This window comes from Streptomyces sp. NPDC051684 (assembly GCF_044453445.1).
Lineage (GTDB): Bacteria > Actinomycetota > Actinomycetes > Streptomycetales > Streptomycetaceae > Streptomyces.
In genome coordinates this window covers 39,403-57,303 of sequence record NZ_JBITCS010000014.1, presented here as the reverse complement: position 1 = coordinate 57,303, position 17,901 = coordinate 39,403, and the positions used below count along the sequence as shown (strand labels likewise).

13 protein-coding genes are annotated in these 17,901 nt (G+C 71.5%); 7 read left to right on the top strand and 6 right to left on the bottom strand.

Features of this window, described 5'->3' with window-relative positions:
• Positions 1–59: 59 nt before the first annotated feature.
• Together ftsX and ftsE are read right to left on the bottom strand one after the other, a co-directional pair.
• On the bottom strand, positions 60–977 hold the full coding sequence (ftsX, locus tag ACIA8D_RS18445) for a permease-like cell division protein FtsX (RefSeq protein ID WP_399233322.1): 918 nt from the start codon (positions 975–977) through the stop codon (positions 60–62).
• Between the two features lie 60 nt (positions 978–1,037).
• Positions 1,038–1,727 (bottom strand): cell division ATP-binding protein FtsE, encoded by a 690-nt coding sequence (gene ftsE / locus ACIA8D_RS18440; RefSeq protein WP_266710884.1) that lies wholly within the window; start codon positions 1,725–1,727, stop codon positions 1,038–1,040.
• Between the two features lie 300 nt (positions 1,728–2,027).
• On the opposite strand from ftsE, the gene ACIA8D_RS18435 reads away from it, so the two are divergent.
• On the top strand, positions 2,028–2,219 hold the full coding sequence (locus ACIA8D_RS18435) for a hypothetical protein (RefSeq protein ID WP_399233571.1): 192 nt from the start codon (positions 2,028–2,030) through the stop codon (positions 2,217–2,219).
• A 70-nt stretch (positions 2,220–2,289) separates the two neighbouring features.
• On the opposite strand, the gene ACIA8D_RS18430 is transcribed toward ACIA8D_RS18435, so the two are convergent.
• The 4 genes from ACIA8D_RS18430 to ACIA8D_RS18415 form a co-directional block, all read right to left on the bottom strand.
• Positions 2,290–3,102 carry a hypothetical protein gene (locus ACIA8D_RS18430; protein ID WP_399233319.1) on the bottom strand — a complete coding sequence of 271 codons (813 nt, stop codon included), beginning with the start codon at positions 3,100–3,102 and terminating at the stop codon, positions 2,290–2,292.
• A 341-nt stretch (positions 3,103–3,443) separates the two neighbouring features.
• Positions 3,444–4,550 carry a peptide chain release factor 2 gene (gene prfB, locus ACIA8D_RS18425; RefSeq protein WP_399233317.1) on the bottom strand — a complete coding sequence of 369 codons (1,107 nt, stop codon included), beginning with the start codon at positions 4,548–4,550 and terminating at the stop codon, positions 3,444–3,446.
• 57 nt (positions 4,551–4,607) lie between these two features.
• A complete protein-coding gene (locus ACIA8D_RS18420) occupies positions 4,608–5,849 on the bottom strand; it encodes a protein kinase (RefSeq protein ID WP_399233315.1) in 1,242 nt (413 codons plus the stop codon).
• Positions 5,850–6,006: 157 nt separating this feature from the next.
• On the bottom strand, positions 6,007–7,638 hold the full coding sequence (locus ACIA8D_RS18415) for a serine/threonine-protein kinase (RefSeq protein ID WP_399233312.1): 1,632 nt from the start codon (positions 7,636–7,638) through the stop codon (positions 6,007–6,009).
• A 434-nt stretch (positions 7,639–8,072) separates the two neighbouring features.
• On the opposite strand from ACIA8D_RS18415, the gene ACIA8D_RS18410 reads away from it, so the two are divergent.
• The 6 genes from ACIA8D_RS18410 (at position 8,073) to ACIA8D_RS18385 (ending at position 17,887) form a co-directional block, all read left to right on the top strand.
• Positions 8,073–11,183: an FHA domain-containing protein gene (locus ACIA8D_RS18410; protein ID WP_399233310.1), complete on the top strand. Its 3,111-nt coding sequence runs from the start codon at positions 8,073–8,075 to the stop codon at positions 11,181–11,183.
• Positions 11,184–11,759: 576 nt separating this feature from the next.
• Entirely contained in the window at positions 11,760–13,160 is a 1,401-nt protein-coding gene (locus tag ACIA8D_RS18405; protein WP_399233309.1) for an ABC transporter substrate-binding protein, read from the top strand.
• Positions 13,161–13,167: 7 nt separating this feature from the next.
• On the top strand, positions 13,168–14,571 hold the full coding sequence (locus ACIA8D_RS18400) for a carbohydrate ABC transporter permease (protein ID WP_399233307.1): 1,404 nt from the start codon (positions 13,168–13,170) through the stop codon (positions 14,569–14,571).
• Positions 14,568–15,449: a carbohydrate ABC transporter permease gene (locus tag ACIA8D_RS18395; protein ID WP_399233305.1), complete on the top strand. Its 882-nt coding sequence runs from the start codon at positions 14,568–14,570 to the stop codon at positions 15,447–15,449. The genes ACIA8D_RS18400 and ACIA8D_RS18395 overlap by 4 nt, the downstream gene beginning before the upstream one ends.
• Positions 15,450–15,642: 193 nt before the next feature.
• Complete coding sequence (locus tag ACIA8D_RS18390) at positions 15,643–16,488, top strand: class I SAM-dependent methyltransferase (protein ID WP_399233303.1); 846 nt, start codon at positions 15,643–15,645, stop codon at positions 16,486–16,488.
• Positions 16,489–16,576: 88 nt separating this feature from the next.
• The gene (locus tag ACIA8D_RS18385) at positions 16,577–17,887 is read left to right on the top strand and encodes a hypothetical protein (protein ID WP_399233302.1); all 1,311 of its coding nucleotides are present in this window, start codon (positions 16,577–16,579) and stop codon (positions 17,885–17,887) included.
• Positions 17,888–17,901 lie beyond the last annotated feature (14 nt).

Here is a 17,901-nt window from a genome sequence, read left to right as displayed (position 1 = left end):
CAAGGGGCGTCGTACGGGCCGTTGACCCGCACGACGCCCCATGGCGCGAAGGACTCTCGTCACACCTTCAGGTACTTGCGCAACGCGACGAACGCGGCAAGCGCGGGCATCAGCACGCTCACGGCGAGGATCAGCGGCAGCTTCGTCAACACCGAGTCCCAGCCGATGAAGTTGATGAGCTGGAGTTTGTCGGAGAGGGCCACGCCGTTGTCGATCACGAAGTACTGGCCGGCCGCGAGGAACACACAGGCGATGCCGCCGCCGATGAGCCCGGCGACCGCGGCCTCCATGATGAACGGCGCCTGGATGTAGAAGCCGGACGCGCCGACGAGCCGCATGATCCCGGTCTCGCGCCGTCGGCTGAACGCGGACACCCGCACCGTGTTCACGATGAGCAGCAGCGCCACGACGAGCATCACCGCCATCACCGCGCTCGCCGCGTAGTTCAGGTAGCCGAGCAGCCGGAAGAGGTTGTCGAGCACGCCCTTTTGGTCCTGTACGGACTGGACACCGGGCCGCCCGTTGAACGCCGTCGCGATGACGTTGTACTTCTCCGGGTCCTTCAGCTTGATCCGGTACGACTCCTGGAGCTGGTCGGGCGTCAGCGAGCTGGCCAGCGGGGACTCGCCGAACTGCTCCTTGTAGTGCTTGTACGCCTGGTCCTGCGACTCGTGCGCCACGTTGTCGACGACGGGCAGCTTCTTGAGGTCGCCGAGGATGTCCTTCTTCTGCTCGGTCGTGACCGGGCCCTTGGCGCAGTTCGGGTCGGAGTCGGCGTCCCCCTTGTTGCACAGGAAGATCGAGACGTTGACCTTGTCGTACCAGTAGCCCTTCATCTGGTTGACCTGGTCGCTCATGAGCAGCGAGCCGCCGAACAGGGCGAGCGAGAGGGCAACCGAGATGATCACGGCGAAGGTCATCGTGAGATTGCGGCGGAGTCCTACGCCGATCTCCGACAGAACGAATTGGGCACGCATAGCGTCACTAACGCCTTTCGCAGCTTTCTTTGCTCGGTACTTCTCGCGGTTCCGTGGTTCTCAGTGCTGGTAGCCGTACACGCCGCGCGACTGGTCGCGCACGAGGCGGCCGTGCTCCAGCTCGATGACGCGCTTGCGCATCTGGTCCACGATGTTCTGGTCGTGGGTGGCCATGATCACGGTGGTGCCCGTCCGGTTGATCCGGTCGAGCAGCTTCATGATGCCGACGGAGGTCTGCGGGTCGAGGTTGCCGGTCGGCTCGTCCGCGATCAGCAGCTTCGGCCTGTTGACGAAGGCCCGCGCGATGGCCACACGCTGCTGCTCACCACCGGAGAGCTCGCCGGGCATGCGGTCGTCCTTGCCGCCGAGGCCGACGAGGTCGAGGACCTGCGGCACGGACTTGCGGATCTCGCCGCGGGACTTGCCGATGACCTCCTGCGCGAAGGCGACGTTTTCGCCGACCGTCTTGTTGGGCAGGAGCCGGAAGTCCTGGAAGACCGTGCCGAGCTGGCGGCGGATCTGCGGGACCTTCCAGTTGGATACGCGGCCGAGGTCCTTGCCCAGGACGTGCACCTGGCCGTGGCTGGCCCGCTCCTCGCGCAGCACGAGGCGCAGGAACGTCGACTTTCCGGAGCCGGACGAGCCGACCAGGAAGACGAATTCACCACGCTCGACCTCCAGGGAGACATCCCTGAGGGCGGGCCGGGTCTGCTTGGGATAGACCTTGGAGACGTTGTCGAATCGGATCACTGGTGCGCCTCGGAGCATCGGGGGGCGACGGAGGTAGGTGTGCGTGACCATACGCGAAGCCGCGCACGGAGCGCAGGCGCCGCCCCTCGTTGAGCGTTTTGTCCCGCTGTGATGCCGGATACGGCGCCGGAATTGTCCGCCCCTTACCTGGTCAGGGGCGGCACTTCCGCCGGGACGCGCCGAATTTTCGGGAAGCTGGCACAGTGGTAGGGGGAACGGTTGCGTTTCCCGGAGCGTTGAGCGGAGAGAACCCAGGGGTACCCGGTGGCAGGCTCCGCCGCGCGGGAGGAGGAGAAGCGCATGGCCTACGACCGATTGGTGTGCGCGAACTGCGCGGCCCCCGTGAATGAGGGCCGCTGCCCGGTGTGCCGGGCGAATCGCGAGCGGCTTCAGCAGCAGAACCCGCTGTCCGCGCTGAGCCCCATGGCGCTGGTCGCCCTGGTGGCGGTGCTCGTGGCGGCGATGGCGCTCCTCGCCCATCAGACGGTGTAGCCGCCCGTACACAGACATGCGAAAGGGCCCGGAGCCGATCGGCTCCGGGCCCTTTCGCGTGTGCGTGGTGTTACGCGGCGGCGCTGCCGCCGCGGTTGCCCGCGAGGCGCGGCAGGAGTCGGAAGCCGACACCGCCCGCGATCATCGTGGCCGCACCGATCACCAGGAACGTGGTGCCGGAGGAACCGGTCTCGGCGAGCTCACCGGTGGCCTTGGCGTTGCCGGAGCCCGTGCCGGTCTGCTCGGCGGGAGCGGAGCCGGTGTCCTGGAGGCTGTCCTTGCCCTGACCCTGCTCGACGGGGTTGTTGTTGCCGTCGGGGTTGGTGTTGTCGCCACCACCGGTGGACGAACCGCCGGTCGAGGAGCCGCCACCCGTGGAGTCGTCGCCGCCGGTCGAGGAACCGCCGGTGGAGGAGCCACCGGTGGAGTCGTCTCCGCCGTTGCCGTTGCCACCGGAGTTGCCGTTGCCGCCGGTGGAGTCGTCACCGCCGATGGTGCCGCCGGTGGAGTCGTCGCCGCCGTTGCCGCCACCGGTGGAGTCGTCGCCACCGTTACCGCCGGAGGAGTCGTCACCACCGATGGTGCCGCCGATCGAGATGGCGCCACCGTCTACACCGGCGTCGGTGTTACCAGTCGCGCCGCCATCGGCACCGCCGTCGGTCCCACCGTCGGTGCCGCCGTCAGTCCCACCGTCGGTGCCGCCGTTGTCTCCCTCGCCGTCCCCAGTGGGGAAGCAAATGAAGCCGAGCGGACCACACTTCTGGTTGGGCTCATCGCTCACGCCCGCGGCGGATGCCGCACCCGCGGCGGTCAGCGAGGCGCCGGCCGCGATCACCGCACCGGCCGCTATCCGCGCAACGCGGATCCGCGTCTTCTTGGTCATCTGTCTGCTACCCCCAGTAGCCAATCGTCAATGGAGCAGCGCCAGGGACCGCGTTCAACCGGAGGCAGCAGAGGCCTCGTGCACCCCTCCCCCGTTCACACGCGTCCCACTAATACGCATGCCGCGCGCCAGCCTTTCCACTTTTGGGATCAACGTCAAGGGCGTTGCGCACGCTATGTCCACACTTAGGCGAGTTGACCGCCTTACGAACATGTGACTGTGACGTAAATGGCTGGCCAGTCTTCACAAGTGCGCCACATCTGAAAGGGGGGTCGGGGCAAAACTAAAGGCAACTGCCGCTCGGTCAACGGCAGTTGCCTTCAATTCGTTGAATCCTGGAGTTACTTCTCCTGCTGCTTGCGCCAGCGAATTCCGGCCTCGATGAAGCCGTCGATCTCGCCGTCGAGCACGGCCTGCGGGTTGCCGACCTCGAACTCGGTGCGCAGGTCCTTGACCATCTGGTACGGGTGCAGGACGTACGAACGCATCTGGTTGCCCCAGGAGCTGCCGCCGTCGCCCTTGAGGGCGTCCATCTTGGCGCGCTCCTCCTGGCGCTGGCGCTCGAGGAGCTTGGCCTGCAGCACGTTCATGGCCGTGGCCTTGTTCTGGATCTGCGAGCGCTCGTTCTGGCAGGAGACCACGATGCCGGTGGGGATGTGCGTCAGACGGACCGCGGAGTCCGTCGTGTTCACGCCCTGGCCGCCGGGGCCCGAGGAGCGGTAGACGTCCACGCGCAGGTCCGACTCGTCGATCTCGACGTGGTCGGTCTGCTCGACCACCGGGAGCACCTCGACGCCCGCGAAGGAGGTCTGGCGGCGGCCCTGGTTGTCGAACGGCGAGATGCGCACCAGGCGGTGCGTGCCCTGCTCGACGGAGAGCGTCCCGTACGCGTACGGCACCTGGACGGAGAAGGACGTCGACTTGATGCCGGCCTCTTCCGCGTACGAGGTCTCGTAGACCTCGGTCTTGTAGCCGTGGCGCTCGGCCCAGCGCAGGTACATGCGCTGCAACTGCTCGGCGAAGTCCGCCGCGTCGACGCCGCCGGCCTCCGCGCGGATGTTGACGATCGCCTCGCGGGAGTCGTACTCGCCGGACAGGAGGGTGCGGACCTCCATCTCGTCCAGCGCCTTCTTCACGGCCGTGAGCTCGGACTCGGCCTCGGCACGGGTGTCCGGGTCGTCCTCCTCCTCGGCCATCTCGAACAGCACGCCGAGGTCGTCGAGACGGCCGCGCAGCGCCTCGGCCTTGCGGACCTCCGCCTGGAGGTGGCTCAGCTTGCTGGTGATCTTCTGCGCCGCCTCCGGGTCGTCCCACAGGGACGGCGCGGCCGCCTGCTCCTCGAGCACGGCGATATCTGCCCTCATCTTGTCGAGGTCCAGGACGGCCTCGATCGACTCCATGGTCGAGGAGAGGGACTTCAGCTCTTCGGATACATCGACGACTGCCACAGGACCAGCCTAACGGCTGGTGCAAGTGATCCGCCCCGGCCGCCCCCGGGGCCCGCTCTACGGCTGTTCGGGCGCGGAATTGTTGCTGTCCGCGGGGGGTGTCTCGTTCGAGCCGGAGGAGCCGGCGGCCCAGACGCCACCGCCGACCGCGGCCACCAGGACGAGCCCGGCCACGCCGAGCGTGATGCGTCTGCGGCGCGCGGAGTGCCGGTTGCGGGCCGATCCGGGGCGCGGCGAGCCGTGGGCGCGGGGCGCGCGCGCCGTGCCGCGGGCGCCGCCCGCCAGTTCGTCCGGTGCCGGGACCCGCATCGACGTATGGGTGTCGCGGTTGGAGTCCTTGGGCGCGGAGCCGGGGATCAGGGAGACGGCGCCGCGGCGGGGCCGCTCCGGGGGGTCCTCCGGCGTCTCGTTCCGCGGCTCCGGTTCGTCGGGGGCGGGCTCGGTCTCCGGCTCGTCCACATCGAGCGGGGGCAGGCCGGTGAGCATCGGCTGGAGTTCGCGCAGGCGCGCGGCCAGCTCGGAGGCGCGCAGGCGGGAGGCCGGGGCCTTGGCGAGGCACTGGATGAGCAGCTGCCACAGCTCGTCGGGGATGCCGGGGAGCGGGACCACCGTCTCCGTGACGTGCCGGCGCAGGATGGCCCCGGGGTGGCCGCCGCCGAACGGCGTGAAACCGGCGAGGAGTTCGTACAGGACCGTCGCGAGCGCGTAGATGTCGACGGCCGCGCGCGCGGGCAGGCCCTCGATGACCTCGGGGGCGAGGTAGTCGGGCGTACCGATGATCTTCGTCGCGCGCGAGCGGCGCGGGGTGTCGATCAGCTTGGCGATGCCGAAGTCGGTGAGCAGCGCGGGGTGCGAGCCGCCGGGGCCGAGCTCGCCCTGCATGTCAAGGAGCACGTTCTCCGGCTTGACGTCGCGGTGCACGATGCCCGCGGCGTGCGCGGCGGCGAGGCCCTCGGCGATGTCCGCGACGACGGCGACGGCGGCCTCGGGGGGCATCCGGCGCTCGCGGTCGAGCCGGGTGCGCAGGTCGGTGCCGCGGACGAGGTCCATGACGAGCGCCAGGTCGTTGCCGTCCACCACCAGGTCGCGCACGCCCACCACGCGCGCGTGGTCGAGGCTCAGCAGGGCGGTGCGCTCCTGGACGAAGCGGCCGACCAGCTCCTGGTCCGCGGCGAGGTCCTCGCGCAGCAGTTTGATGGCGACCGGACCCTCGGGTCCCTCGCCCAGCCACACCGTGCCCGCACTGCCGCGCCCCAGGATCTGGTGTGCGGTGTACCGGCTGCCGATCTTCCGTGCCAAGGCTGCTCCTACAGACGCGTGTTGGCGCCCAAGCTACGCGGCTCGGGCGCCAACCTACGCATCAGAGGGGGAATTCACCCGCTGGATGTCGACAAATCTCCAACGTCACGCACCAGTTCGGCCCGCGGCGCGTCCGGTTCCCGGTCACGTTGCCGCTCTAGTTGCCGGTTTTGCTTCCCAAGTCGCCGATCCAGTCGGAGACCGTGGAGAACCAGTCGGAGAGCTGGGCCCAGTAGCCCTTGCCGGTGCCGATCCAGTCCTGGAGCGGCGTGAACTCCCAGACCAGCCAGCTGACCACGAAGAGCATCACGATCATGAACAGGCAGCCCTTGAGGCAGCCGAGGCCCGGGATCCGCATCCGGTTGGGGCTGCGGCGGCGCGGCTCGCGGGGCTCAGGCGCCGGGCGCGGGGCCTGGCGGGGCGGCGGCTGCTGCGGCGGCGCGTACTGCTGGGGCTGGTGCTGCGGGGGCCGCTGCGCGTACTGCTGCGGCTGCTGCTGCGGCTGCTGCGGGCGCGCGACCTGGCGCTGCGGGCGGCGGCGCAGCGGGTCCTCGTTCGGGTCGAGGTACTGCACCTGCGTCTGCTCGTTGCGGTCGCGGGCCGCGCGCAGCTGGTCGCCCCAGGCGTCCGGCATCTGCTCCGGCGGGCCCTGCGGCATCGGCGGCATGACGGCGGTCGGGTCGGCCGCGTCGCCGCCCTGGTTGTTGCCCTGCTGCTGCATGACGCTCGTGGCCGCGTTCGGGTCGTACGCCCCCGCGGCCGCGGCACCGGCCGCCGCGCCCGCCGCCCCCGCGAGGCCGGCGGCCGCCGCGTTGTTCGGCAGCACCTGCGTCGGGTCCGCGTCCGAGGCGCCGGGGGTGTCCGGGACCTGGGCCGGGGTGGGGTCCGGCATCAGGAGCGCGCCGACGCCCTCGGCGGCGGCGATCCGCGCGCTGCTCGCGTGCACGCCGATGCCCTCGGCGACGGTGCGCAGGCCGCGCGCGAGGTTCTCCGCGCTCGGCCGTTCGTCCGGGTTCTTGCGCAGGCAGCGCTCGATGACCGTCCACAGCGGGTCCGGGACCGTCGAGGGGCGGCGCGGTTCGGCGCTGAGGTGCTGGTGCAGGACTTCGAGCGCCGAGCCGCCGGAGAACGGCGGCCGGCCCGTGACCAGCTCGTACAGCAGGATGCCCGCGCCGTAGACGTCGACGGCGCTGGTCTGCGGACGGCCCTCGGCGGACTCGGGAGCCACGTACGCGGGCGTGCCGACGAACTCGTGGGTGCGGGTCAGGCCCGGGGAGTCGGCGAGACGGGCGATGCCGAAGTCGGTGAGCATCGGGTACATCTCGCCGGTGTCCTGCTTGAGCAGGACGTTCGCCGGCTTGAGGTCGCGGTGCACGACCCCGTCCGCGTGCGAGGCGGCGAGGGCGTCGGCGACCTGGGCCGTCAGGAGTGCGGCGCCGACCGGCGAGAACGGTCCGTTCTCGCGCAGGTAGCGGTGCAGGTCCGGGCCCTCGACGAGGTCCATGACGAGGGCGAGCAGATCGCCCTCCACCACCAGGTCGCGCACCCGCACGATGTTCGGGTGGGTGAGCCGCAGCAGGACGGAGCGCTCCCTGAGGAAGCGCATCACCACGTCCGCGTCGTTGGCGAGCTCTTCCTTGAGGACCTTGATCGCGACGGTCTCGCCGGGCTGGCCGGCGACGGCCGCCTCCGCGCCCGCCGTCTCGCGCTGGCGGGCTCGCCAGACGGTGCCCGTGGCGCCGCGTCCGAGCGGCTCCTCGAGCAGGTACTTGCTGCCTACCGGCCGCACGTCATGCGCTCCCTGCATCGGTACTTGCTTGGGTCACCTGGTTCCGGGTGTTCCGACCCACTCTAGTGGCGGATTACCCGGTACCGACTGTCGATCTTCTGTGGCTTTCGGCTCGGGCCATTACCCGTCCGTACCCACCGGTGTACGGCCCCGGGCCTACCCGTGTTCGACGGAAAGACGCACGGCTGGGGCCATTGGTTGCCGAGGGGTGACGTGACCGATCTCAACCGGGCAACGAGCAGGCACTTTTACGGGCAGAGCCGACCAATCAAGATCACTTACGGGTGGCTGGCGGGCGTGTTGTCAGCGGCAAGTGCAAGGATGCCTTCAGCACTGGCTGACGTGCCCGTGGCGGTGGGGGGAATCTGCGGTGGGGGACCGCGGGGCAGCCCCTCTGTTTCCGGGCGCCCGCGCAGAAGGGACCGCAGGCGGCGATGCAGATCCGGCTTACCGTCGTAGACCCCCTGGGCACGCGCCCCGACATGCTCGCACGTGGTGACGACGCACTCGCGCGCGGTGTCGACGTACTGGTCACGGCCCCCGCGGGCACGGCACTCGCCGCGGTCGCCTCCGGCCTGGCCACCGCCGTCGCGGGCGGCGAGGCGGGCTCGACGACCCTGTACGCGGGCACGCAGCGGCTCGACGCACAGCGCTGCGTCATAGGTGAGCCCCCGCTGATCGACGGCGCGGTGATCGCGCTCGGCGCCCCCGTGGCCCCGGGCCCCGAGCCGGACGACGCGGCGGCCCAGCTCCATGTGGTGGCGGGCCCCGACGCGGGCGGCGTCCATCTGCTGCACGGCGGGCAGATCCGCGTCGGCCGCTCCGCCGACGCGGACGTCTCCCTCGACGACCCGGACGTGTCACGCCTGCACTGCGCGGTGACGCTCGGCGCCGACGGCCGGATCTCGGTGGAGGACCTGGAGTCCACGAACGGGACGTCGGTGGACGGCCGCCCCCTCGACGCCCGCCCCGTCCGCCTGTCCCCCGGTTCGCTGGTGCGCGTCGGCGAATCGGCGCTGCGGGTCTCCGTCGCCGGTGACGCCGCCCGCCCCAGGCCGCTGCGGACGGCGCCGGACGGTGAGGGGCACGTCCGGGTGCTGTTCGCCGAGCAGCCGGTGGACGCGCCCGCGCAGGCCCCCGCCACCGACCCCGACCAGGAGACGCGGCACGCGTACGGGGACTCCGCCTGGGGCGCGGCGAGCGACGCCGCGCAAGGCGGCGCGCGCCCCCTCGTGTCCGAGCCCGAGCCGGCCGAGGAGACGGAGGGCACGCGCGTGAGCACCCCCGCGCGCGGCACCACGCTGCCGCGCGCCCCGCGCAAGCGCGGCGGGCTCTCCCGGCTGCTGCGCCGCGGCAAACGCGACGAGCACGACGGCTTCGCCATGGACGACGACCAGCAGCACGAGATCCACGAGCCGCACGTGCTGCGCACCCCGCAGCACTCGGAACCCGTCGCCGATCCCGAGACGCCGCCCGAGGCCCCCTCGTACGAGGAGGAGCCCAGGCCCGTCACCGCCGAGACCTGGCCCGACGCGGCCGCCCTGCTGCTCACCGCGCTCGGCCCGGGGCCGCGGCTGTGGGAGCGCGGTCCCGGCCACGCGGAGGCGCTCGCGGTGCGGCTCGGCAGCGTCGACCGGCCGGGCCCCGGTGGCGTGGGGCTGCTGCCCGCGGTGCCGGTGACCGTGGGGCTCGCCGAGGCCGGGGCCCTGGGGCTCGCGGGGCCGCGCGCGCGGCTCGCGGGCCTGGCGCGCTGCGCCGTCGCCCAGCTCACGACGCTGCACGCGCCGGAGCACCTGGAACTCGTCCTGATCTCGGCCGACCGGGCGCGCTCCCTGGAGGAGCGGGTCGCCGACTGGTCCTGGCTCGGCTGGCTGCCCCAGGTGCGGCCCGCCCACGGCCAGGACTGCCGGCTGCTTCTCGCGTACGACCGGGAGCAGGCGGCGGCCCGTACGAACGAGCTGTTGCGCCGGCTCGACGACCACGCGGCGGGGTTCAGGCCCTCCGCGCAGGCGCCCGACGAGCCCGTCGCCGCCACGGTCGTCGTGATCGACGGCGACCCCGGGAGCGCATCGCTGCGTGAGGCCACGGTGCGGCTCGCCGCCGAAGGGGCCGCGGCTGGGATCCACGTGGTGTGCCTGGCCGAGGCGCCCGCCGCCTCGCCCGCCTCTCCGGCCACGCAGAGCTACGAGGCCGCCTGCGCCGAGAGCCCGGCGTTCCGCGCGTGCGGGGCGGTGGCGCTGCTCAGTGGCGATGTGGCGACGACGCTGCGGCTGCACCGGGCGGCGCAGGGACAGCTCGTCGGGCACGGGACGGTCGGTACGGCCGACGCGGTGTCGCTCGCCTGGGCGGAGCGGTTCGCGCGGGCGCTCGCGCCGTTGCGCCCGGACGCGGTGGGCGGTTCCGGCGACCGGCCGGTCTCGCGCGTGTCGGCGCCGCTGCCGCAAACCTCCAGGCTTCTCGACGAGTTGGGGCTCGCCCGTGCCACACCGGCGTCCCTCATGGCGCGCTGGGCGGCGGCCGGGGACGATCCGGACTCGCTCGGTGGGCGCGTCTGGGCGGTGCTCGGGGCGGGGCCGCGCGGCCCGCTGACCGTGGACCTGGCCGCCGAGGGCCCACACCTGTTGATCGAGGGGCCCGCGGGCAGTGGCCGCACGGAGCTGTTGCGCTCGGTCGCCGCTTCGCTCGCCGCGGCGGAGCGTCCCGACCGGCTCGGCATGGTGCTGGTCGACGGTACGTCGGGCGGTGAGCGCGCGGAAGGACTACGTGTCTGCACGGACCTGCCCCACGTCACGACGCACCTGGCCGCCAACGACCCGGTACGGATGCGGGAGTTCGCCCAGGCGCTGAGCACCGAGCTGAAGCGCCGTGCCGAGCTCATAGGGCGTACGCACTTCTCGGAGTGGCACACGCAGCGGGCCGTTTCGGGCCGGGTCGTGGCCCAGCGCGGGGCGCCGTCCTCCGAGAGTTCCGGGGACGTGGACGTGCCGCCCAGTTCGACGATGCGGCTGCGGCCCGGGGCCACGCGGGAGCGGGCGGATGCCGGTCCGCCGTTGCCGCGGCTCGTGGTCGTCGTGGACGACCTGGACGCGTTGCTCTCGCCGCCGCTCGGTTCGATGGGGCGGCCGGCCGCGGGTTCGGTGGTCCGGGCCCTGGAGGCCGTCGTACGGGACGGGGAGCGGCTCGGGGTGCATCTCGTCGCGGCGTTCGCCTCCGGCGGGGCCGGGGGGTGGACGGCCCGGCCACGGGTCGTGCTGGACCCGCCGGGGACCGGGAGCGAGGATCCGGCGCCGGGGCGCGGGGTGCTGCACGGGGCGGACGGGCGTGACGTCGAGGTGCAGGCGGGCCGGGTGACCGGGCGCATTCCCCGGACGGCCACGCAGCGGCCCACGGTCGTGGCGCTCGAATGGGCCCGCATGGGCGACCCGCCGGACCGCCGCCCGGTCCGCGAACTGGGCAACGGTCCCACGGACCTGGCCCTCCTCGCCAGCGCCCTCGAACGGGCCGCCCGCTCCGTCTCGGCAACCGAGGTCCCGTCCCTCCTGTAGCCGCACGTCGCGGCGGCCAGGACCCGGGTGGCCCCGCGGCACCGCGGCCGGGGCCGGGTGGCCCGCGACACCGTGGCCGGGTCCCGTGGTCCTGTTGCGCGGCACCGGGCGCCGCCTTGCCCACCCGCCGCCCAAGGCGGCGATTGCCCAAGTCGGTGCGGCCGACCGCATGCGAGGCGGCACCCCCGTGGGGCCGAAGCCCCCCCGGAGGGGGCGGGTGGTGGGAGAGGGGCGGCGGCACGGACCCGTAACGCCGGTGCCGGTACATCAAGCCCCTGCGGCGCTTGAGCAGCGGGGCACGGGGCAGAGCCCCGAATCTTTTCCAGCCCCGCCGGCGCTTGAGGCGCGGGGGCCGGGGCGGAGCCCCGAGGCGTAGGACCGGTCGAGTGCGACATATGGCGCGGCAGGACCAACTCCCCCCGCCCCGCACCCCCTTGACGCATCACGACCCCGTCACGATCACCCGGTTTACAGCCCTGGCACCCTTGCCCGTCCTCCCTGGCCGGGCGTAGACCAGTGCGCACGGGACAGCGCTCAGTACGTACGTTCAGCGTTCAGGACGAGAACGGGGCAGTGATGGGCAGCACTCGCAGCACTCTTCGTACACGCACACCCAGCACCCGCAGGAGCACCTTCCGCACGGCCCTCGCGGGCCTCGCCATCGGTTCCCTCGCGCTCACGCTCACCGCCTGCGGAGGCGATGACGACAACGGCAAGGACGGCGGGGACGGCGGCAAGACACCCGCGTCCTCGGTCAAGCTGCCGAAGCTGAACGGCAAGTCGCTGGAGATCGCCGCCGTATGGACCGGCGACGAGCAGAAGAACTTCAAGCAGGTGCTCTCGGAGTTCGAGAAGCGGACGGGCGCGAAGGTCACCTTCGTCCCCGCCCAGGACCCGATCATCAACTTCCTCGGCTCGAAGGTGGCCGGCGGCGCCCCGCCGGACGTCGCGATGCTGCCGCAGCCCGGCGCCATCAAGCAGGCCGTCGACAAGAAGTGGGCCAAGCCGCTGGGCGCGGAGGCCCAGGCGCAGCTCACGAAGAACTACGCCCAGGGCTGGCAGGACCTCGGCAAGGTCGGCGACAAGCAGTACGGCGCGTACTACAAGGCCGCCAACAAGTCCCTGATCTGGTACAACACCAAGGTTTTCGAGAACGCCGCGGCCAAGGAGCCGAACACCTGGAAGGACCTGCTGAGCACCTCGCAGGCGATCTACGACTCGGGTGTCACGCCGTTCTCCGTCGGCGGCGCCGACGGCTGGCCGCTCACCGACTGGTTCGAGAACATCTACCTCTCCCAGGCGGGCCCTGAGAAGTACGACCAGCTCGCCAAGCACAACATCAAGTGGACCGACCCGTCCGTGAAGGACGCGCTCACCACGCTCGCCGAGCTGTGGGGCAAGAAGGACTTCCTCGCGGGCGGCAACAAGGGCGCCGTGCAGACCGAGTTCACGAAGTCGGTCGAGCAGACCTTCACCGGCGGCGAGCAGCCCAAGGGCGCCATGGTCTACGAGGGCGACTTCGTGCAGGTCAACATCCAGCAGACGAAGGCGAAGGTGGGGACGGACGCGAAGGTGTTCCCGTTCCCGGCCGTCGGCTCCGGGGACCGGCCGGTGGTCAGTGGCGGTGACGCCGCGGTGATCCTGAAGGACTCGAAGGCGGCGCAGGCGCTGGTGACGTGGCTGGCCTCGCCGGAAGCGGCCACGATCCAGGCCAAGTTGGGCGGCTACCTCTCCCCCAACAAGAACGTGGACCTCGCCTCGTACCCGAACGCCGTGCAGCGCGAGATCGCCAAGCAGCTCGTGGGCGTCGGCAACGACTTCCGCTTCGACATGTCGGACCAGATGCCGCAGGCCTTCGGCGGTACGCCCGGCAAGGGCGAGTGGAAGGCGCTCCAGGACTTCCTGATGAACCCCAAGGACGTCGCGGGCACCCAGAAGACCCTGGAGGCCGAGGCGACCAAGGCGTTCAAGGACTGACGCGGCGATGACCTCCGCCGAAAGCGGCGGCGCCCCCGATCCCGGGGCTGCCGCCGCACCGTCGCCACGCACCCGTAAGAGCGTCACCGGCACCCGCAGGTCCGTCGCCGCGCTCTTCCTGCTGCCCGCGCTGATCCTGCTCGGCGCCCTGGTCGTGTACCCGATCGGGTACTCGGTCGTCCGCAGCTTCTTCAACGCCTCGGGCGGCTCGTTCATCGGGTTCGACAACTACGAGACGCTGTTCACGCGCGAGGACACCAAGGCCGCGATCAACAACAACATCTGGTGGGTGGTGCTCGCCCCGACGGTCGCCACCGCACTCGGCCTGATCTTCGCCGTGCTCACCGAGCGGATCCGCTGGGCCACCGCGTTCAAGCTGGTGGTCTTCATGCCGATGGCCATCTCGATGCTCGCCGCCGGCATCATCTTCCGGCTCGTCTACGACCAGGACCCGGAGAAGGGCGCGGTGAACGCCGTCATGGTGGGGGTGCACGACACGTTCGCCGAGTCCTCCGCGTTCCCGAAGGCGCATCCCCGGGGGCCCGACACGCTCACCGGGAAGAGCGGCGGCCCGTTCCTCACCAAGGAGCCGGTGCGGGCCGCAACTCCCGTGCTGCTGCCGCTCGTCGGCGTCGCCGCCGATCAGATGCCGAAGGACGCCAAGCCCGCGAAGCAGCCCGCCACCGGGAAGGCCGGGGTCACCGGCACGGTCTGGCAGGACTTCACCCTCGGCAAGGGCGCGGGCGCCCGGGACAAGATCGACGCGACCGAGCGCGGCTACCCCGGCATGCGCGTCGAGGCCGTCAAGAACGGCCAGGTCGTGGCCTCCACGACGGCCGCGGCCGACGGCACCTTCGCCCTCCCGGCCAAGGCCGACGGGTCCAAACTCCGGCTCCCCGCCGCGAACTTCAAGGAGCCGTACAACGGCGCCGACTGGCTCGGCGACAGGAAGTTCTTCACGGTCCACCTCGGCGGATTCGACCTGTACCTCAACATCGTGACGACCTCGATCATGGTCGCGTACGTATGGATGTGGGCCGGATTCGCGATGGTGCTCATCGGGGCCGGGCTTGCCGGCATCCCGCGCGAACTCCTGGAGGCGGCACGGGTGGACGGCGCCTCCGAGTGGCAGGTCTTCCGCCGGGTCACGGTGCCGCTGCTTGCACCCGTGCTCGCGGTCGTCCTCGTCACGCTGATGATCAACGTACTGAAGATCTTCGACCTGATCTTCATCATCGCGCCGGGGGCCTCGCAGGACGACGCCAACGTACTGGCCCTGCAGCTGTACCGATCGGCGTTCAGCGAGGACAACGAGGGGCTGGCCAGCGCGATCGCAGTGCTGCTCCTGCTGCTCGTGATCCCGGTGATGTGGTTCAACATGAGGCGGCTGCGGCGGGAGACGAGGCGATGAGCACTCTCGACGACACCGTGAAGGCCCCGCGCTCGTTCGCGCGCCGGGTCGGCGACCTGCTCAGCGGCGGGTTCGTCCAGTTCGTGCTGCTCCTTGTCGGCGCGCTGTGGCTGGTGCCGACGATCGGCCTGCTGTTCTCCTCCCTCCGCTCGCCGGAGGACATGGCGGACAGCGGCTGGTGGACGGTCTTCAGCAAGCCGGCGCAGCTGACCTTCGAGAGCTACAGCAGCCTGCTCGAGAACTCGGACATCACGCGGTCCCTGGTCAACACGGCCCTGATCACGGTGCCCGCGACCCTGCTCGTGATCGTGATCGGCTCGCTGGCCGGCTACGCGTTCGCGTGGATGGAGTTCCCGGGCCGCGACTGGTGGTTCCTGATCGTGGTCGGGCTGCTCGTGGTTCCCGTGCAGGTGGCGCTCGTGCCGATCGCCCGCCTCTTCGGCGACATCGGCATCTTCGGCTCGATCCTCGGCGTGATCCTCTTCCATGTCGGGTTCGGGCTGCCGTTCGCGGTGTTCCTGCTGCGGAACTTCTTCGCGGAGATCCCGCGCGAGCTGTTGGAGGCGGCCCGCCTGGACGGCTCGGGCGAACTGCGCCTGTTCCTGCGGGTGGTGATGCCGCTCGGCGCGCCCGCCATCGCCTCGCTCGGCATCTTCCAGTTCCTGTGGGTGTGGAACGACATGCTGGTCGCGCTGATCTTCACGGACACCGACAGCCAGCCGATCACGGTCGCGCTCCAGACCCAGGTGCGGCAGTTCGGCAACAACGTCGATGTGCTCGGCCCCGGCGCGTTCATCTCGATGGTGATCCCGCTGGCCGTGTTCTTCGCGTTCCAGCGCCAGTTCGTGTCCGGAGTGATGGCTGGTGCCGTGAAGTAACGGGTCATATGCCCTGAAAGGACGGGAACAAGAGGCACAACCGGGATTTATCGAGCGAGAGGGCCTCTCGTTCCCTCCCGTCCACCACCAGGACACCCCGGGCACCTACCCAGAGCGGATGGCCTCCCGGGCCCCGCGGGCCGAGCGCGTCGCCCGCGGGGACCGCACCCACGTCATCCGTACTGGAGCTGACATGCAGCACGAGTCCCACACCGCGCCCGCCGAGCCGCCGCGCCCGGCCGCGCTCGACGACGTCAAAGGCTGGTTCCACAACATCGACCAGGTGCTCTTCGACTGGTTCCTGAGCCGGCAGCGCGCGCTCGGCCAGGACGGGGACCTCCTCGAACTCGGCGTCTACCTGGGCAAGAGCGCCATCTTCATGGGGCAGTACCTGGAGGAGAAGGAGACCTTCACGGTCTGCGACCTGTTCGACTCGCCCGCCGACGACTCGGCGAACGACAAGGAGATGAACAAGTCCTACAGCACCCTCACGCGCACCGCCTTCGAGGCCAACTACCGGGCGTTCCACGACGAGTTGCCCGAGGTGGTCCAGGGCCCCTCGAACGTCATCACGTCCCTGGTCGCCCCCGACAGCTGCCGCTTCGTGCACGTCGACGCCTCGCATCTGTACGAGCACGTGCACGGCGACATCGAGGCGTCCCGCGAACTCCTCGGCGAGGACGGCATCGTGGTGCTCGACGACTTCCGCGCCGAGCACTGTCCGGGCGTCGCGGCCGCGACCTGGGGTGCCGTCGCCACGACCGGGCTGAAGCCGCTGTGCATCACGGCGACCAAGTTCTACGGGACGTGGGGCGCGTTCGAGCCGGTGCGCACCGAGCTGGGTGCGATGCTCGCCGGCCGCAAGGACTTCTGGCACGGCGCGGAGGAGGTCGCCGGGCACTCGATGATCCGCATCGACGGCCGGAAGGCGAAGCGTCCGGCCCAGCCGGCCTCGCGCTACGAGTCGACGGCCTCGGCCGTGCCCACGCAGACGTCGCCGCGCCCGAAGAGCCTGCTGCGCTCGCTGCTGGGCCGCTGAACTCCGGCCTTTCGTGGGCCGTCACCCGCACGGCCCACGAAAGGCGGGGCGGAGCGCGCCGGCGGGGCACGCATGCCCCATGCCGTACATGACGACCACCGCACTCGTGCGCGGAGCGGCGCGCGGCGCGACGGCGCTGCGCGGCGGGCAGTTCTGGCGCCCGACCCCGTTCTTCGTCTTCGGCGGCCTGTGCTGGCTGCTGCTGACGCTCGCGTACTGGTGGGTGCCGATGGCCTACGAGTACGGGCTGCACGCGGCGGTGATCGAACGCCTGAAGGTGAGCCTGCCGCACCCGCGCCATCCGCTGGTCGACCTGCCGGGCGCGGGCAGCCCGTACCTCGTCTCCCCGTACGCGATGGCGGAGGGCGCCTTCGCGCGGGCGACGGGCCTGACGGGCTGGGAGGTCATGAAGCTCGCGGGCCCGGTCAACCTGCTGGTCCTGCTGACGGGCCTGAACCGCCTCGTCCGCACACTCACATCACGTCAATGGGCGCCGGTCCTGGCCCTGTTGACGCTGACGCTGCTGTGGGGAACCAGCACGGACTGGCGGACCGAGCCGCTCGCGCTGCGCTCGCTGACGATCGACCTCGGCTATCCGTCGACGTTCGCGATCGGGCTCGCGTTCTGGGTGTGGGCGGGGGCGTGGCGGCTGCGGCGCGAGGAGGCACGGTGGGCCGTGGCGGGGCTCGTGGCGGTGGGCCTGGTGTGGCTGTGGCCGGACACGGGCCCCGCGACGCCGCACGTCCCGTGGCTCGCGCTGACCGGTCTCCCGCCGCTGTGGCTGCGCCTGCGCCGCGACCGCCGGGACCCGCTGGTCCTCCTGTGCGCGGCGGGCCTCGTGGCCCTCGGATACGCCGCGCTGCTCCACCCCTCCGCGTACGGCGCGGCGATGGTCCTCACGGCGGTGCCGCTCCAGCTCGCCCTGGCCGTCGCCCTGGCGGCGCCGCGCCCCTGGACGCGGCAGCGCCGGGTGCTCGGCGCGCTGGCGGCGACGGGCGCGGCGCTCGGCTGCCTGGCCACGACCCTCGACCCGCCGCCTGACTGGCCCGACTACACGTGGGCGGCGCGGCACATCCCGCCCGGCGACGTCGTCCTGACGGACGGCCACCGCGCGGTCCGCTCCCTGCCGGGCCACGGTCCCGCGCTGGTCGCGCCCGCCCGCCCCGACCCGGTCGTCGACAAGGCTGACTGGGACCGGCGCCGGGCGGCGGTGCGCGCCTACCTCTCCCCCGGCTCCACCCGCGCCGAGCGGCAGCACATCGCCGACCGCTACCGGGTGCGCTGGCTGCTGCTCGACCGGGGCGAGCGGCTGCCGCCCGAGGCGGTGCTGGTGGCCTGGGGCCCGCGCACGGGCGAGGCGCTGGCGCGGGTCAACGGGGGTTCACCGAGGGTCCGTTGAGACCACCGGCGGGA

Bases quoted from the DNA above. Each gene is read 5' to 3' on its own strand.
- ftsX (WP_399233322.1), bottom strand. From the start codon at position 977: ATGCGTGCCCAATTCGTTCTGTCGGAGATCGGCGTAGGACTCCGCCGC.
- ACIA8D_RS18390 (WP_399233303.1), top strand. From the start codon at position 15,643: ATGCAGCACGAGTCCCACACCGCGCCCGCCGAGCCGCCGCGCCCGGCC.
- ACIA8D_RS18435 (WP_399233571.1), top strand. From the start codon at position 2,028: ATGGCCTACGACCGATTGGTGTGCGCGAACTGCGCGGCCCCCGTGAAT.
- ACIA8D_RS18385 (WP_399233302.1), top strand. From the start codon at position 16,577: ATGACGACCACCGCACTCGTGCGCGGAGCGGCGCGCGGCGCGACGGCG.
- ACIA8D_RS18405 (WP_399233309.1), top strand. From the start codon at position 11,760: ATGGGCAGCACTCGCAGCACTCTTCGTACACGCACACCCAGCACCCGC.
- ACIA8D_RS18400 (WP_399233307.1), top strand. From the start codon at position 13,168: ATGACCTCCGCCGAAAGCGGCGGCGCCCCCGATCCCGGGGCTGCCGCC.
- ACIA8D_RS18430 (WP_399233319.1), bottom strand. From the start codon at position 3,102: ATGACCAAGAAGACGCGGATCCGCGTTGCGCGGATAGCGGCCGGTGCG.
- ACIA8D_RS18395 (WP_399233305.1), top strand. From the start codon at position 14,568: ATGAGCACTCTCGACGACACCGTGAAGGCCCCGCGCTCGTTCGCGCGC.
- ACIA8D_RS18410 (WP_399233310.1), top strand. From the start codon at position 8,073: ATGCAGATCCGGCTTACCGTCGTAGACCCCCTGGGCACGCGCCCCGAC.